Here is a 15,967-nt window from a genome sequence, read left to right as displayed (position 1 = left end):
GGCACGTTCATGTTTATATTTGGGCCGCTTGCTGCGCCGCTTCGTAGTTGGATCCTTTAGATCGTAACATGCGTGGCGGCGCAACCATAGCGCGACTCAGTTTTTAGCGTGTTCAGCGAAGCCAGATTTCAACGCGGCGGTTGGTTTGGCGTCCATCTTCGTCCGAGTTACACGCTGCAGGAGATGCAGCACCAAAGCCCAAAGTCGTGATCGCATTTGGATTAATGCGGCCATTACTTGCAGCCAGAATTTCGTCACGAATTTGCGTAGCACGACGACGTGAAAGGACTGTATTCAGATCACTTTTACCGATCGAGTCAGTGAAGCCGATAAGCAACATTTCGACGCCTTCGTATTCAGGGCGCTCAAGCAATTCTGACAGACGGATAGCATCGGCACGCGCTTTGTTATCGATCTGGCTAGAGCCACTGGAGAAGCGGAAAGTTGTCGATAGGCGCTCAGAATTAAGAACCTCACGCGTGAACTGCTGCATGTTGAACAGTTCGCCGCTTTGTTCTGGGGCTGCCAGTGAATAAGCAAGCTGCTGACCAAAACCATCCAATGTCGCGGTTTCCGAATCAAGGCTAACAAAGCCAGCGTCGGTGACGATCTCTTGGCCTTTAGGGCTTTGAAGGATGGTGATCATGCGGCGCAGCAGGGACGGTGTCGCGCGGTTTGTGGTGTATGCATACATACGACGTGACAACGGGTAGTCTTCTGACCGGATCGCGAACGTATCTGGCTCGGCGATGATGCCGCAGGCAGACGCCAGACGGACAGGACGTGCAACATTGATGTCAGATGTGGAAAGCAGAGCAATCGCACCAGGCTGTTGAGAAACAAGGATATCTAGCTCGTCAGAGCTAAGTGTCCGGTCCACATTCGGCGAGAAGGAAGAGAAGTTCTGATCCAAGATCGCGCGGGTGAAATAGTCGGACAGTTCACCACCGTCTGCTGGTACATAGAGTTGGATCGGTAGGTCGGCACCGCCAATTTCACGCCAGTTTGTGATCTGGCCTGAGAAGATTGCTTCGGTTTGGGCGACAGTGATCGATTTGACTGGGTTGTCGGGGGATACAACAGCGGCAAGCGCGTCTTGCCCGAAAATCGTTTCGTGTGCCGAATCGTTCAGGTTGCCTAGCCCTGCATCAATAAAGCGTTCGACTTCGGCGTTGGTAGCACGGCGTTCGGAGAATACGATTTCAACGTCGCCGTTATAAAGTTTGTCAAATGCAGATGATGTGTCGTTGCTGTGGATTTGGAAGTTACCGTAAAGCAATCCGCCTTCGCCCAAAATCAGGCCCGACTGCGAGGTCGTTTGCTGAACAACAAGCTGCAGGGATGCGTCGCTTTGTGTTGCTAGTTCTTCCATCAGTGGTGGAAGAAGGTCGGACGTGAATGAAGGGTTGGAAGCGATGCGGATCAACTGGTTCAGCTGGTCGGCCAACTCTGGGCATTCCTCACCGCTACAAGTCACTTTGTCACTGTCGATCACAAGCTGACCAAGGCCAGATGCGATTGTATATTGGTCGTTTTCGAATTTGATCAGCTCGCCTGATACGCGAATAGTGCGGTCCATTGATTCGAGAGTAACCTCAGCCATGGCAGGCATAGCTGCTAGGAAACCAGCTTGGGCTACCCAGAAACACCTGTTCAACGTCAGCATAATGTAATCCCTTGATATTGTTTTGAATTGCTTTGTTCTCTGCGGGTGTTACTGATCCATGAATACGGCAAAAAATTGACCGCTTAGGCAAATTTACCCACTTTTTTGCAATCGCAGCATTACTGATACAACACAATGCAACTGAGCCGATAAAAGATTTGTTAGCCTTAGTTGATTGCAATATTGCCTAAAAAACGTGCAGCTTTCGCTGCGCATTTCCGGCCTAAGATTCGACTGATAGAACAGAGCTGACGATCGTATCGACGACATCCGCTTTAAGCGCTTCTTGACCCTCTGGCGTGGCTATGTCGTTCCCGAAGATCACCGAAAAGGTTGACTCGTTTGAGACATTGAAGAAGCAAAGTGCGCTGATCTTCCAGTGCAGTTGAAGCGGGTTGATGTCGCTCCGAAAGATGCCTTGGCGCATGCCACGCTCTGAAATCTCTTTCAGCTGTTCAACGACCGGAGAGTTGCCTGCCCGGATCGTATCAGATTCCGCCACATGGGACCCACGGTGGATGTTTTCGATCATGACAAGTCTGATGAAATCTTCGTTGGCCCGGTGGTGGTCAAACGTATAGGCAACCAGCTTGCGCAGGGCAGCGACGGGATCGAGGTTTTCAAGCTCGAGCGCTTTTTCCCCGGTACGCACATCGCGGTACGCTTGTTCGAGCACTTCGCGGTACAAGTTTTCTTTGTCTTTAAAGTAGTAAAAGATCATCCGCTTTGATGTCTTCGTGCGGGATGAAATCTCTTGGACGCGTGCGCCAGAAAGCCCATGTGCTGCGAATTCTTCGCGGGCAACTCTTAGAATATCTGCCTTTACGGCTTCAGGGTCCTGTTTCCAAGTTCCGCGCTGGCGTGAGGCTTTTGGTTTCGCTTCGGCTGTCATGCGATCTCCTTAAAGGTAAATAGCGCCCACCGCAATTAACCTGTTGGTTCAAAGTGTTTGACATACAATTAACCACATGGTTCATTATGCGCGTTCCAGCGAGCAAGGTTCGGATTCGTTGGGGTGGGGGGACGTAAATGAGATCGCAACAAGAAATCCTGGCAAATGATGCCGACCAAGGCACATTTGATGATTTGGTCATTGGCCTAGTTGGCCGTGGAATTCAGCGATCACGTACGCCTCGTATGCATATGGCCGAAGGGGTTCACCAAGGTCAGCGCATTATTTACCAGTTGTTGGATGTTGATCAGTTTCCCGGCGGTGACCGTCCGCTAGAACAGATTATTGATGCCGCCGAGATTTGCGGCTTTGCGGGCCTGAACATCACGTTCCCATATAAAATCGACGTAATCCCGTTGTTGGACGAATTGTCGGACAATGCGCGTGCGATTGGCGCGGTGAATACTGTCGTCTTCAAAGATGGCCGTCGCATTGGCCACAACACTGATAAGGTCGGTTTTGAAGAAGGTTTTCGGCAAAACATGCCGGGGGCGATCCTTGATCATGTCCTGCAAATCGGTGCGGGTGGGGCGGGTGTAGCCGTGGCCCATGCTTTTGCGTCACTTGGCGTGAAACGTCTGACCATCGCAGATAGTGATCACGCACGTGCAGTTGCCCTACAGGGGCAAATTGCCCAAGCTCATGACGGTATATCGGTCGATGTGGCCAATTTGACCGAGATGCTTGATCTTGCGCCTGATGGTGTCGTGAACGCAACGCCTGTCGGAATGGCCAAGCTGCCCGGCACTGCCTATCCAGTGTCGCTATTGCGCCCCGAGATGTGGGTCGCGGATATCGTATATTTTCCGCTCGAAACTGAATTGCTGGCTGCTGCGCGCGCCAAAGGCTGCCGCGTGCTGCCCGGTTCAGGAATGGCCGTTTATCAGGCTGTACGAGCGTTCGAACTTTTCACCGGGCGTCAGCCAGATGCTGCCCGGATGAAAGCAACTTTTGAGGCTATGACCTCATAAACGACGCTGCGAAAGCAGTAACTACACGCAAAAGGGAGGATACCATGCGTTTCACATTTAAATCCATCGCCGCCTCGACAGCGGTTGTCATGGCGCTTGCGACATCTGTTGCACAGGCGCAAACCATTCGGATCGCACACGTCGATCCAGACGAATGGACAGGCTCCAAGAAAGGTGCCGCAGCTCAGATTTTCCGCAACATCGTAGAAGGTGAAACTGGTCTTTCAGTTGAGATCTTCCCAGCGGGTGCTTTGGGCAACGAAGACGAACTGGTTGGTCAGGTTCAAGAAGGCCTACTGCAGATGGCAATCGTTTCGGGCGCGATGTCCAAAGCATGCCCAGCTGCATCTGTTCTGGACATCCCTTACACATTCTCATCTGCGACTGTTGCATGGGAAGTGCTGGACGGTGAATTCGGTGACGCACTGGCAGACCACTGCCTCGAGCAGACTGGCATGCGCACATTGGCGTTTGGCGAAACTGGTTTCCGCAACTTCACAAACAACACACGTGAAATTCGCACACCGGCAGACATGGAAGGTCTGAAGTTCCGCGTGCAGCCTATCCCGCTGTATCTGGAAATGGTTAGCGGTCTTGGCGGTGAGCCAACACCAATCGCATGGACAGAACTGCCAAACGCGCTTTCTACTGGTGTTGTTGACGGTCAGGAAAACCCTGTTGGCGTTATCTACAACAACGGCCTGCACCAGCTGCAAAAGTACATGACACTGGACGGCCACGTTTACGCGGCTGACTTCCTTGTCATCAGCGATGAATTCTACCAGTCGCTGACAGCAGCAGAGCAAGAAGTTGTTGCACGCGCTGCTACTGTTGCAGGTAACATGGGTCGTTCGATCCAGCAGTGGACATCTGCCGAAGGCGTTCTGGCTGTTCAAGCCGAAGGTATGCAGGTTTACTCACCGACTGCTGACGAACTGGCAATGTTTGCTGAAAAAGCACAGCCAGCTGTTGTAGACTTCCTGCGCGGTGAACTGGGCGACGACGCTGCTTGGATCGACCAGCTGCAAGCTGCAGTTGCTGCTGCTCAGTAACTAACGACAAATGGTGGGCTGCATTTAGGTGCGGCCCGCCACACTGCTACCCCAAAAAGGAGCCCGGCTGATGGCCAAACTGAATTCACTCGTAAGCCGGATATTTGGTTGGGGCGCTGGCCTATCAATGGGGCTGGTTTTTGTAATCATCTTTGTAAATTCACTGCGCCGCTACACTGTCGGGCAATCGGTACAATGGGGCGAAGAACTGCCCGTTTATCTTGCCGTATATGGTGTGATGTTCGGTGTGGCGCTGGCCTATATGCAGGACCGGCACATCCGGTTCACGATCGTCATCGACTTTTTGAATGAGCGCCGCAAAAAGATCATGTTCGCGGTGGGCGACGTTCTGATGATGGTGACAGGCGTGATGCTGGTTTTGTCAGCGCTGGCGTTTGTCGAACGTCGCGGTGACACTATGTCATCAGGCATGTTTGGCCTTTCACGTTGGTTGGGTGATGTGACCGGTATCAAGGCGTTGGATGCGCTTGGTACGCTTGGTCCATACCAATACGCGCTGGTTATCGGCGGCGCGATGATCACGCTAGCTGCTGTTCTAAAATTCATTGAGCGCGTAACTGCGCTGCGGGGGCAATAATATGATCTACGTTATCTTGATCGCGGGCCTTTTGGTTGGTGCGCCGATTGCCTTTGCTATCCTTGCTTCGCTTTCCTACTTCATGGCCACGGGGGATGCGCCCTACAATCTGCGCATCGTCGCGACAGAGTTGTTCAATGGCCTGAATTCCTATCCGCTGCTTGCCATTCCACTGTTCGTTCTGGCGGGTGAGCTGATGAACGAAAGCGGTATCACTGGCCGGATTATCGCATTTGCGAACGTCCTTGTTGGCCGTATGCGTGCGGGCCTCGCGATGGTGAACATCTGGGCCTCTGTTATCTTCGCTGGTCTTTCTGGGTCTGCGGTTGCTGATACCTCTGCGATCGGTCGTGTGTTTATCCCCGAAATGGAAAAGCACGGTTATGACCGCGCCTATGCTGCTGCTTTGACTGCCGCGTCATCTGTTATCGGTCCGATTATCCCGCCGTCTATTCCTGTCATCATCTATGCGTTGATCGTAACGGGTGTTTCTGTGCCTGCCTTGTTCATGGCTGGGATCATTCCGGGGCTGTTGCTGGCTGTGTTCTTGTCTGTCTACGTCATGTTGACCGTCGACATGAAAAAGATCAACGCAGCGTCCGCTGCCCTTAACGAAGAAAAACAGCCCGCACGTGAAGCCCTGCTTGGTGGTATCTTGCCGCTGTTGATGCCGGTGTTTGTTGTTGGTTCGATCCTGATGGGGGTCGTCACCCCGACCGAGGCTGCCAGCTTTGCTGTAGCTTATGCGCTTGTCATCGGTACGTTTGTTTACCGCAAGATCAAGATTTCCGCCCTACCACGGCTGTTCACCGAAGCCATGCGCGATAGTGCGGTCATTATGATCATCATCGCTGCTGTATCTGCCGCGAACTGGTTGCTGACTTATAACCGTGTGCCAAACATGCTGACGGATTGGGTGTTGGGTAACGTTGATAGCAAGACGACCTTCTTGATTGCTGTGATCATTCTGTTCTTGTTCGTCGGCCTGTTCCTAGAAGGCATCGCTGCGATGCTGGTGCTGGTGCCAATCCTGCACCCAATCGCCGTAAGCTTTGGCATTGATCCTGTGCATTTCGGTATCTTGGTTATCTTTAACCTAATGATTGGTCTGATCACCCCACCTCTTGGGTTGTGTCTATTCGTTGCCGAAGGGATAGCCGGGGTCGGGATGGCCCGACTGACCAAAGCGATCTTGCCGTTCTTCTTGGTTGAAGTTGCCGTTCTGCTTGTTCTGACTTTCGTGCCTGAAACAGTCACCTGGCTGCCAACCGCATTAGGATACTAACATGAAAACCTCGATCGCCACGGTCTCTATCTCTGGTAGCCTTCCTGAAAAACTGGATGCCATTCAAAAGGCAGGGTTCGACGGGATCGAGATTTTCGAACAGGACTTTATCGCCCATGACGGCAGTCCGCGCGAAGTGGGCAATATGATCCGCGACATGGGGCTGGACATCACGCTGTTCCAACCCTTCCGCGATTTCGAAAGCCTGCCAGAACCGTTGCGCGCCAAAGCGTTTGATCGTGCAGAGCGCAAGTTCGACCTGATGCAAGAACTGGGCACCGATTTGGTGCTGATCTGTTCTTCTTGCCATCCCGAGGCTATCGGTGGCATCGACCGGGCCGCTGCCGATTTCCATGAGCTGGGCGAACGCGCTGCAATGCGTGGCTTGCGTGTCGGCTATGAGGCATTGGCCTGGGGTAAGCACGTTAATGATCACCGCGATGCATGGGAAATCGTACGCCGCGCTGATCATGAAAACGTTGGGCTGATTGTTGACAGCTTTCATACGCTTTCGCGCAAGTTAGACCCGAATTCGATCCGCAGTGTGCCGGGCGACAAGATTTTCTTTGTACAGCTGGCTGATGCACCGCTGATTGGCATGGACCTGCTGTACTGGTCCCGCCATTTCCGGAACATGCCGGGAGAGGGTGATTTAGACGTGACTGGTTTCATGCAAGCTGTCATGGCAACCGGGTATAGCGGCCCGATCAGCCTTGAGATTTTTAACGATCAATTCCGCGGCGGTAGCCCGACGACGATTGCCAAGGACGGCCACCGTTCACTGATCGCGTTGATGGATGATGTGCGTCGTGCAGAACCGACCGTGACCGTTGATATGCCTGCAATGCCGCCGCGTATCGGGGTTGATGGCGTATCATTCGTAGAATTCGCTTCGCGCGGCGCCGAGGCCGAACAGCTAGAGGCCATGCTGCAAACGCTGGGCTTTGAAAAGGCGGGCAATCACATCGCAAAGAACCTCGCGCTGTGGACGCAAGGCGATGTCCGGATCGTGGTCAACCGCGAAACCGAAGGCTATGCCAGCAGCGCCTACACCATGCACGGCACCACAGTTTGCGATATTGGCCTGTCTGTCGACAATGCCGCTGCGACAGTGGCGCGCGCGATGGCGCTTGGTGCAAATACGTTCAACCAACCTGTTGGCCCCGGCGAATTGGATATCCCTGCGATCCGTGGTCTTAGCGGATCTGTGATGCACTTCATCGACGAAGAAAGCGGTCTTTCCAACGTTTGGTCGGTTGAATTCACGTCGGATGAAAATGTCGGTACCGGAGCAGGTTTGCGCAGCATCGACCACCTTGCCCAAACCATGAGCTATGACGAGATGCTAAGCTGGTCACTGTTTTACACGTCGTTGTTCTGCATGGGTAAATCGCCGATGTTTGACGTGGTCGACCCGGACGGGTTGGTGCGCAGCCAAGCATTAGAGACCAAAGACGGCAGTTTCCGTATCACGCTGAACGGGGCTGAAACCCACCGCACCATGGCCGGGAACTTCCTCGCCGATAGCTTTGGTGCATCTGTTCAGCATATCGCGTTCGCCACCGATGATATCTTTGCGACACGCGACGCGATGGCCGAACGTGGCTTCAAGCCGCTGCCGATGTCCGACAATTACTATGCAGATTTGGCAGCGCGGTTCACGCTGTCGGATGAAAAACTGGCCAAGCTAAAGGCTGGCAGTATTCTGTATGACGAAGATGCCAATGGCGCGTTCTATCAGTTCTATTCGCAACCATATGCGGGCGGAATGTTCTTTGAGATCGTTCAACGCAAAGGTGGCTATGCGGGTTACGGTGCACCAAATGCGCCTTTCCGCATTGCCGCGCAGAAACGCCTGATGCGTCCTAAAGGTATGCCAAAAGCCTAAGTCCCGCGTGTCACTGGTGGTCTGGCTATGAACCTGATTTAATTGGCGCAAATACTTTTGGGGGCACTATGACTAATCCTTGCATTATCTGCGTCGCAATTACTGGGTCTCTTCCGACCAAGGAAAATAACCCGGCGGTGCCGATCACGATCTCCGAACAAATCGAAAGCACGCAAGAAGCATTCGAGGCAGGGGCGACCATTGCCCACTGTCACGTCCGTGATGACGAAGGCAAACCAACATCGGACCCAGATCGCTTTGCGCGTCTTAAGGAAGGGTTGGAAAAACACTGCCCCGGTATGATCGTGCAGCTGTCCACTGGTGGCCGTTCGGGTGCGGGGCGTGATCGCGGCGGGATGCTTTCGCTGCGTCCAGATATGGCGTCACTGTCTGTCGGGTCTAACAATTTCCCAACGCGGGTGTATGAAAACAGCCCTGATCTGGTCGATTGGTTGGCGTCTGAAATGCAAGCCTATGACGTCAAGCCAGAGATCGAAGCATTCGACCTAAGCCACATCGTGCAAGCGACCCGCATGGCCGCCGACGGGCGGCTCAAGTCGCCCTTGTACGTGCAGTTCGTGATGGGCGTGAAGAACGCGATGCCAGCGGACGAGCCGATTTTCGATTTCTATATCGAAACGCTTAAGCGCCTTGCGCCGGACGCGCAGTGGTGTGCTGCAGGGATCGGACAAGCGCAGCTTACGATCAATGAATGGTCTATTGCTAAAGGCGGGCACACGCGAACTGGATTGGAAGACAACGTGCGATTGGATCGCAACACGTTGGCATCGTCCAATGCAGCCTTGGTGCAGCGGGCCGTGGACCTGTGCGAAAAATACGAACGCCCGGTTGCGACCTGGCAGCAAGCCCGCGACATCCTGGGCCTGCGCAAAGTCGAAACAGCCTAAGGACCGAACAAATGCCATTCGCTAATGTAAACGATGTGACGCTACACTACCGATATCGGGCGGGCTCCGGCACGGCTGTGGTATTTCTGAACTCACTCGGAACGGATTTCCGCATTTGGGACGAAGTCATCGCCGATATAGACCCTGATACGCCGGTGCTTTGTATGGATAAGCGCGGTCATGGCCTTAGCGACGACGCTGAGATCACCATGGACCTTTTGGTCGCTGATGTTGCCGCGTTGATGGACCAGTTGGAGATTAAGAATGCTCTGATTTGTGGGGATTCAGTAGGCGGAATTATCGCGCAGGGATTGGCCGCAACGCGTGCGGATTTGGTTTCGGGGCTGGTTCTGTGCTGCACAGGGGCAAAGATTGGCGATGCCGACGGTTGGAACGCCCGGATCAACGCCGTACTGTCCGATGGTATCGCGCCCATCGCAGATACGATTATGGAACGCTGGTTTTCGCCGGGCTATATTTCGGCGCAGCCAGCGGGGCTAGCTGGGTATCGCAACATGTTGGTGCGCACTTCGGCTGTAGGTTACGCGGGGGTGTGTAGTGCAATCCGCGACACGGACTACCGTGAACAAACCGCCCAGCTCACTGTGCCGACCCATTGTGTTGCGGGGACAGCGGATATGTCGACGCCTGTTCCATTGTTGCAAGAGCTTGCCACGATGATCAAAGGTGCGACGCTGGAAGTGATCGAAGGTGTTGGACATCTGCCGTGTATTGAGGTCCCTAAACGGGTGGCGGCAACCGTTACTAACATGCGAGGCGCGCTCAATGACTGACGTTTTTAACCACCCGTGGCTTAGCGGCCTGTTGGGCGACGCAGAGGCAAGCGCGATCTTTGGCCCTGACCGTCAGTTGGCGCATATGATGGCGTTCGAAGTCGCGTTCACGCGCGCGCTGGGTCGTGCTGGGGTCGTAGCCGAAGACGTTGCTACAACGGTCGCGGATCAACTGGCTGGCTTTACGCCTGACATTGCTGATTTACAGGTCGGATCGGGCCGAGATGGCTTGCCTGTTCCAGCACTGGTTGCGCAGCTGAAAGCACTGGCAGGTGATAACGCCAAGGCCGTGCATAGCGGTGCGACCTCGCAAGACGTGATCGATACTGCGCTTGCCCTTTCAGTGCAGGAATTCAACGCGCTGTTGCAGGAACGTCTGACCGGTTTGGTCGCTGCGCTGCGCAATCTGATTGCCCAGTTTGGCGAAAACCAAATGATGGGCCGTACGCGTATGCAGGCGGCCGTACCGATCATTGTGGCGGACCGTTTGGAAACATGGGTGCAGCCGCTTGAGGCACATCTGGAACGACTTGGGCAGATCCAACCGCGTGTTGAATGCCTGCAGCTTGGCGGTGCCGCAGGAAATCGTGCTGCTCTGGCTGACAATGCGACTGAGATTACCGCTGATATGGCGCAGCAGTTAGGTCTGCAAAACCCAAAGCGCGCATGGCATGCGATACGCGATGGCATCGCCGAATACGCGGGACTTTTGTCACTGATCAGCGGTAGCTTGGGCAAGATGGGCCAGGACGTTTGTCTCATGGCGCAGCAAGGCATCGGTGAGATTGGGATGGATGGTGGCGGCGGTTCATCTGCGATGCCACATAAACAGAACCCTGTTCTGGCCGAATTGCTCGTCACGCTCGCGCGTTTCAATGCGACCCAAGTCGCTGGAATGCACAATGCGATGATCCACGAGCAAGAACGGTCCGGCGCTGCTTGGACACTCGAGTGGATGATTCTGCCGCAGATGGCGCAGGCAACTGCCCGCAGTTTGTCCGCCGCAAAGACCCTTAGCGACCAGATCACACGGATCGGTACAGCCGCCTAAGCGGAAACGTGCTGATCAACTTTCACGGCGATCGCGCGTCACTTGGCTGCAATCTGTAGTTGCCGTTTGCGCGGTCGTCGGCTGTTTCTGCATCTGCAACAACCTTTGCTGCGCTGCAAAAATTATGCACTTTCCCATTGACGTTTGCAGCGCGTAAGTTGTTTATAGAAATAGTAAAAATGGTTGTTGCGCCCACAGGTTTTATCGCCCGCGCTGCCGTGCTTTGAGTCTCGAGTTTAATTGTTCATTGACATAACAATTCGGATGATGAAGCTTTCCGGCAGGGAGGACGACAATGACATTTGCAGACACTTGCGTAGTGGTAACCGGCGCAGGCAGCGGCCTAGGTGCGGCAACGGCAAAGCGCTTTGCGCGGCTTGGCGCGAAAGTAGCCTGTCTTGATCTAAGCAGCGACGCTGCGAATGCGATTGCGTCCGAAATTGACGGTAAGGGATATGCGGTCGATGTGTCGGACAGTGCTGCTGTTGAAGCAGCGTTTGGCAAGATCGTTGCCGAGCTTGGCGTGCCCCGTGTCGTGGTGTCATGCGCTGGTATCGGAACGGCCAGCCGTATCTTGCCCCGCGACGGTAGCCTGACAATCGACAGCTTTGAAAAAACCCTTCGGGTTAACTTGCTTGGCACTTATGCCGTGATGAATATCGCAGCGCGTGCAATGGCGGTGGCTGATCCAATCGACGAGGATGGCCAGCGCGGGGTGATTATTAACACCGCGTCGGTCGCGTTCGAGGATGGGCAGATCGGCCAAGCGGCCTATTCCGCGTCTAAGGGCGGCATCGCGTCGATGACCTTGCCTGCCGCGCGAGAACTTGCGCGATTTGGTATTCGCGTGATGACGATTGCACCCGGCCTGTTCGAGACCTCAATGAGCGCAGGTTTGCCCGACGACGTGCGTGCCGAAATCCTAAAAGCGGTGCCGTTTCCATCACGGATGGGCGACGCCGATGAATATGCCCGACTGGTGCAAAGCATCGTCGAGAACCCCATGCTCAACGGTACGGTGATCCGTCTTGATGCCGCTGCGCGTATGCCGATTAAGTAAGGAAAGACAGTGTCCAACACTCCGACAGAACCTGTTCTATTAATTGACGTTGATGGCCCGATTGCCACATTGACGATGAACCGTCCGGCCAAGCGGAACGCGATGTGCGACGAATTGCTTGACGACATCGATGCGTTCTTTGCAAAGCCGCCCGAAGGCGTGCGTGTTGTGATTATGGTCGGCACCGCGGGGCACTATTGTTCCGGGTTGGACCTTTCTGAACATGTTGCGCGCGATGCTGAAGGCACGATGCGCCATTCGCGTAACTGGCACCGGGTCATGGATACGATCCAGTTCTCGGGCTTGCCAGTTGTGTCGGCCATGTTTGGTGCTGTGATCGGTGGCGGGCTTGAGATGGCTGCCTCGACGCATGTGCGTATTGCTGAGCCGTCTACCATCTTCCAGCTGCCCGAAGGGCGGCGTGGCATTTACGTTGGTGGCGGTGCTTCTGTTCGGATTGGCCGCATTCTGGGTGCTGACCGGATGTGTGAAATGATGCTGACTGGGCGCAAATATGACGCCCAAGAAGGTCTGGCGATGGGTCTAACCCATTATGCCGTAGGTGAGGGCGAGGCGCTGCCTTTGGCCCGTGAACTTGCTGGAAAGATCGCGCGCAATGCGCAGCTTTCCAACTATATGATGATTCAGGCGATTAGCCGGATTTCAGATATGTCTCGTAGTGATGGATTGTTTACCGAAAGTCTTGCCGCAGCGGTCTCTCAGACCAGTGCGGATGCCGAAGAAGGGCTCAAGGCGTTCTTAGAAAAAAGAAAACCTGTTTTCCGGTAATCCGGGAAACCAAGAAGCTATCTTTTCCAAAACAGGGGAATCTAAATGACAACAATGACACGCCGTACGGCACTTGCTTCGATGGGGGCCGCGCTTGCGACACCCGCGCTTGTTTCTAATCTGAACGCCGCCGAAGTGACGCTGCGCCTGCACCACTTCTTGCCACCTGTCGCACCAATGCACAAAAAGTTCTTCGAGGTTTGGTCCGCCGAATTGTCCGAAGCTACAAACGGTGCCGTAGAAGTGCAGATTTTCCCAGCAATGCAATTGGGCGGTAAGCCGCCACAGCTTGCTGATCAGGTGCGTCAGGGCATCTGTGATATCGCATGGACACTGCCAGTTTACACACCTGACCGTTTCCCAATCGCTGAAACAATGTCGAACCCATTCATGGTGACCAACGCTGAAAAGTCTTCGGTTGCGATGCACACATTGATGGATGAATTCGGCCAAGGTGAATACCGCGGCATCAAGCCACTGGCGTTCCACACACACGATGGCGGCAAGCTGCACACACGCAACGCGCCTGTGCTTAGCAAAGCTGACCTGCAGGGGCTGAAACTACGCGCGCCGAACCAGTCTACTGGTGACATGCTGACTGCGCTTGGTGCAGAGGTCGTGTTCTTCCCAGTTACTGACATGGTTGTTGGCCTGTCCAACGGCGTGATCGACGGTTGCTGCCTACCATACGAAGTTGTGCCTGCATTCAAACTACAGGAACTGACATCTTACACTGCTGCCCCGGCACCTGCGTCACGCGGTCTGTATTCGAACACCTTCGCGTTCATCATGAACGAAGCAAAATACGAAGGCATGTCTGACGATATCCGTGCTGCGGTTGATGCTGCATCCGGCATGCAGTTGTCACAGCGTTTGGGCGCACAGTTCGATGTATTCGAAGCAGGCGGTAAAGCTGCTGTCGAAGCACAGGGCAACACCATCGTCGAAATTCCAGCCGAAGAAATCGCGTCTTGGCAGGAAGAAGCAGCGCCAGTTCACGAAGCGTGGATCGAAAAGCTGAACGGCATGGGCCACGACGGTGCTGCTGTGATGGCACGCGCGAACGAACTGCTGGACGCAGGCTGATCTGATCATGTCTGAACCGATTGTTCACCAGACAGGAGAGAGTAATTCTCTCCTGTACCGGCTTTTGCATGCCGTCTGCATCTCTAGCGCTGCGATTGGCGGGCTGGTGATTTTCGGAGCGGCGTTTGTTGTTACGTATTCGGTGCTATCCAGCACCCTTGGATTCGGCGCTGTGCGCGGCGAATTCGAACTTGTCGAACTGGCCTGCGCAGCAAGCGCCTCGCTGTTTTTGCCACTTTGCCAATTAACAAAGGGTCACGTCATGGTCGACGTGTTCACAAGCAAACTACCGGGGGCAATCAACACGACCGTTGATGCCGTCTGGACGCTATTTTTTGCTTTGGGCTGGGCCTATCTTGCTTGGCGGTTAAGCGTCGGCTTAGAGGAAATCCACGGTTACGGTGACAAGACCATGCTTTTGCGTGCACCTGTCTGGTGGGTTTACGTTCCGGCCGTATTTGGCACCGGACTATCCGCAATCGTTGCCGCACTTATGGGCCTATCGGTGTTCATGCCGCGCCTTATCCCGATGGAGGCCAAATAATGGACCCGTTTACACTTGCCCTTCTTCTTGTTGTTGGGTTGTTCATTCTTATCTTCCTGCGGGTTCCAATTGCGCTCGCTATGGCGCTGGTCGGTGTCTTTGGCTATATACAGCTTAGTTCGCTAGCAGGGCTGAAGGCCTATCTCAGCACGGCGTGGGTCGACAAATTCATGTCATATGATCTGTCGGTTGTGCCACTGTTCATCTTGATGGGGCACTTGGCGACCAACTCTGGGATTTCCGCATCGATCTTTAACGCCGCACGGGCGTGGATCGGCCATCTTCGCGGTGGTTTGGCCATGGCCGCGGTCGCAGGTTGTGCCTTGTTTGGGTCTATTTCGGGATCGTCGCTTGCCACTGCTTCAACGATGACACGCGTCGCGATGCCTGAAATGCGCAAGCACGGATTCTCTGGTGCGCTTTCATCTGGTTCGCTAGCCGCCGGCGGTACATTGGGTATTCTGATCCCGCCATCTGTGGTGTTGATCATCTATGCGCTGTTGACTGAACAAAACATCGTCAAACTGTTCCTTGCTGCGACTGTGCCGGGCATTTTGGCCGTTGTCGGCTTTATCATCGCGATTTCTATTTACGTCCGCCTGTTCCCTGAAGAGGGTCCAACAAGCGAACGGTCAAACATGAAAGAACGCCTGCTGGCGCTTGCCGATATCTGGCACGTCATGGTGATCTTCGTTGTGGTTCTGGGCGGTATCTATGGCGGGTTCTTTACGCCTGCGCAGGGCGCTGCGGTTGGCGTTGTTCTGACGCTGGTGCTGGGCACAATCAAAGGCGGACTGACACCAAAGACGATCCTGAACAGCCTGATCGACACGGCGGGTTCAACCGCAATGATCTTTGCGATTGTGTTTGGTGCGGACCTGTTCAACGTCGCGCTAGCGCTAAGCCGGATGCCGATGGAAGTCGCGCAATACTTTGCGACCTCGGACATCGCGCCAATGGTGGTCTTGTTGGGTATCGTCGTGTTCTATCTGGTCATGGGTTGCCTGATGGACAGCCTTTCGATGATCTTGCTGACTGTGCCGGTGTTCTTTCCGACCGTCATGGCGCTTGATTTCGGGATGACCTTTGAACAGCAGGCGATGTGGTTCGGAATTATCTCGCTTGTTGTGGTGGAAATGGGGCTGATTACGCCGCCGGTGGGGATGAACCTATTCGTTATCTCGGCGATGGCAAAAGACATCCCAATGACGCAAATCTTTCGCGGTACAATCCCGTTCATCATGGCCGAATTTATCCGCATAGCCATCCTTATCGCCTTCCCAGTGCTCAGTTACTGGCTGGTTGATTTGGTAGCCAATTAAG

At 54.3% G+C, this 15,967-nt stretch carries 15 protein-coding genes; 13 read left to right on the top strand and 2 right to left on the bottom strand.

The genetic code is table 11. The features are described 5' to 3' along the window. Positions 1-112: 112 nt before the first annotated feature. Positions 113-1,666: a phosphate ABC transporter substrate-binding/OmpA family protein gene (locus ACHUEV_RS07220; protein WP_394178435.1), complete on the bottom strand. Its 1,554-nt coding sequence runs from the start codon at positions 1,664-1,666 to the stop codon at positions 113-115. A gap of 223 nt (positions 1,667-1,889) precedes the next feature. Next, positions 1,890-2,558, bottom strand: coding sequence for a TetR/AcrR family transcriptional regulator (locus ACHUEV_RS07215; RefSeq protein ID WP_394178433.1), 669 nt, complete (start codon positions 2,556-2,558; stop codon positions 1,890-1,892). 137 nt (positions 2,559-2,695) lie between these two features. On the opposite strand from ACHUEV_RS07215, the gene ACHUEV_RS07210 reads away from it, so the two are divergent. From ACHUEV_RS07210 to ACHUEV_RS07150, 13 genes are all read left to right on the top strand, one after another. Then, positions 2,696-3,589 carry a shikimate dehydrogenase gene (locus ACHUEV_RS07210; protein WP_394178431.1) on the top strand — a complete coding sequence of 298 codons (894 nt, stop codon included), beginning with the start codon at positions 2,696-2,698 and terminating at the stop codon, positions 3,587-3,589. Positions 3,590-3,633: 44 nt separating this feature from the next. Further along, positions 3,634-4,641, top strand: coding sequence for a DctP family TRAP transporter solute-binding subunit (locus ACHUEV_RS07205; RefSeq protein WP_394178429.1), 1,008 nt, complete (start codon positions 3,634-3,636; stop codon positions 4,639-4,641). A gap of 70 nt (positions 4,642-4,711) precedes the next feature. Then, positions 4,712-5,239 carry a TRAP transporter small permease gene (locus tag ACHUEV_RS07200; protein ID WP_394178427.1) on the top strand — a complete coding sequence of 176 codons (528 nt, stop codon included), beginning with the start codon at positions 4,712-4,714 and terminating at the stop codon, positions 5,237-5,239. A gap of 1 nt (position 5,240) precedes the next feature. Continuing rightward, the gene (locus ACHUEV_RS07195) at positions 5,241-6,524 is read left to right on the top strand and encodes a TRAP transporter large permease (RefSeq protein ID WP_394178425.1); all 1,284 of its coding nucleotides are present in this window, start codon (positions 5,241-5,243) and stop codon (positions 6,522-6,524) included. A gap of 1 nt (position 6,525) precedes the next feature. After that, positions 6,526-8,412: a bifunctional sugar phosphate isomerase/epimerase/4-hydroxyphenylpyruvate dioxygenase family protein gene (locus ACHUEV_RS07190; RefSeq protein ID WP_394178423.1), complete on the top strand. Its 1,887-nt coding sequence runs from the start codon at positions 6,526-6,528 to the stop codon at positions 8,410-8,412. A gap of 68 nt (positions 8,413-8,480) precedes the next feature. Then, positions 8,481-9,320, top strand: a complete 840-nt coding sequence (locus tag ACHUEV_RS07185; protein ID WP_394178421.1) for a 3-oxoadipate:acetyl-CoA acetyltransferase — start codon at positions 8,481-8,483, stop codon at positions 9,318-9,320. An 11-nt stretch (positions 9,321-9,331) separates the two neighbouring features. After that, positions 9,332-10,114 (top strand): 3-oxoadipate enol-lactonase, encoded by a 783-nt coding sequence (gene pcaD / locus ACHUEV_RS07180; RefSeq protein WP_394178419.1) that lies wholly within the window; start codon positions 9,332-9,334, stop codon positions 10,112-10,114. Further along, positions 10,107-11,165 carry a 3-carboxy-cis,cis-muconate cycloisomerase gene (locus ACHUEV_RS07175; RefSeq protein ID WP_394178417.1) on the top strand — a complete coding sequence of 353 codons (1,059 nt, stop codon included), beginning with the start codon at positions 10,107-10,109 and terminating at the stop codon, positions 11,163-11,165. Before pcaD ends, ACHUEV_RS07175 begins: the two co-directional genes overlap by 8 nt. A gap of 295 nt (positions 11,166-11,460) precedes the next feature. After that, a complete protein-coding gene (locus ACHUEV_RS07170; RefSeq protein WP_394178415.1) occupies positions 11,461-12,225 on the top strand; it encodes an SDR family NAD(P)-dependent oxidoreductase in 765 nt (254 codons plus the stop codon). 9 nt (positions 12,226-12,234) lie between these two features. Beyond that, positions 12,235-13,014, top strand: coding sequence for a crotonase/enoyl-CoA hydratase family protein (locus ACHUEV_RS07165; RefSeq protein WP_279338302.1), 780 nt, complete (start codon positions 12,235-12,237; stop codon positions 13,012-13,014). Between the two features lie 45 nt (positions 13,015-13,059). Next, a complete protein-coding gene (locus tag ACHUEV_RS07160) occupies positions 13,060-14,100 on the top strand; it encodes a TRAP transporter substrate-binding protein (protein WP_394178413.1) in 1,041 nt (346 codons plus the stop codon). Between the two features lie 7 nt (positions 14,101-14,107). Then, positions 14,108-14,644, top strand: a complete 537-nt coding sequence (locus ACHUEV_RS07155; protein WP_106358437.1) for a TRAP transporter small permease — start codon at positions 14,108-14,110, stop codon at positions 14,642-14,644. Beyond that, entirely contained in the window at positions 14,644-15,966 is a 1,323-nt protein-coding gene (locus tag ACHUEV_RS07150) for a TRAP transporter large permease (protein WP_394178411.1), read from the top strand. The genes ACHUEV_RS07155 and ACHUEV_RS07150 overlap by 1 nt, the downstream gene beginning before the upstream one ends. Position 15,967 lies beyond the last annotated feature (1 nt).

The sequence above is a fragment of the Yoonia maritima genome, from assembly GCF_043641945.1.
GTDB classification, from domain to species: domain Bacteria; phylum Pseudomonadota; class Alphaproteobacteria; order Rhodobacterales; family Rhodobacteraceae; genus Yoonia; species Yoonia maritima_B.
Note: the sequence above shows the minus strand (reverse complement) of the source record. Positions and strands in the feature narration are given on the sequence as shown.

Bases quoted from the DNA above. Each gene is read 5' to 3' on its own strand.
- ACHUEV_RS07220 (WP_394178435.1), bottom strand. From the start codon at position 1,666: ATGCTGACGTTGAACAGGTGTTTCTGGGTAGCCCAAGCTGGTTTCCTA.
- ACHUEV_RS07215 (WP_394178433.1), bottom strand. From the start codon at position 2,558: ATGACAGCCGAAGCGAAACCAAAAGCCTCACGCCAGCGCGGAACTTGG.
- ACHUEV_RS07210 (WP_394178431.1), top strand. From the start codon at position 2,696: ATGAGATCGCAACAAGAAATCCTGGCAAATGATGCCGACCAAGGCACA.
- ACHUEV_RS07205 (WP_394178429.1), top strand. From the start codon at position 3,634: ATGCGTTTCACATTTAAATCCATCGCCGCCTCGACAGCGGTTGTCATG.
- ACHUEV_RS07200 (WP_394178427.1), top strand. From the start codon at position 4,712: ATGGCCAAACTGAATTCACTCGTAAGCCGGATATTTGGTTGGGGCGCT.
- ACHUEV_RS07195 (WP_394178425.1), top strand. From the start codon at position 5,241: ATGATCTACGTTATCTTGATCGCGGGCCTTTTGGTTGGTGCGCCGATT.
- ACHUEV_RS07190 (WP_394178423.1), top strand. From the start codon at position 6,526: ATGAAAACCTCGATCGCCACGGTCTCTATCTCTGGTAGCCTTCCTGAA.
- ACHUEV_RS07185 (WP_394178421.1), top strand. From the start codon at position 8,481: ATGACTAATCCTTGCATTATCTGCGTCGCAATTACTGGGTCTCTTCCG.
- pcaD (WP_394178419.1), top strand. From the start codon at position 9,332: ATGCCATTCGCTAATGTAAACGATGTGACGCTACACTACCGATATCGG.
- ACHUEV_RS07175 (WP_394178417.1), top strand. From the start codon at position 10,107: ATGACTGACGTTTTTAACCACCCGTGGCTTAGCGGCCTGTTGGGCGAC.
- ACHUEV_RS07170 (WP_394178415.1), top strand. From the start codon at position 11,461: ATGACATTTGCAGACACTTGCGTAGTGGTAACCGGCGCAGGCAGCGGC.
- ACHUEV_RS07160 (WP_394178413.1), top strand. From the start codon at position 13,060: ATGACAACAATGACACGCCGTACGGCACTTGCTTCGATGGGGGCCGCG.
- ACHUEV_RS07155 (WP_106358437.1), top strand. From the start codon at position 14,108: ATGTCTGAACCGATTGTTCACCAGACAGGAGAGAGTAATTCTCTCCTG.
- ACHUEV_RS07150 (WP_394178411.1), top strand. From the start codon at position 14,644: ATGGACCCGTTTACACTTGCCCTTCTTCTTGTTGTTGGGTTGTTCATT.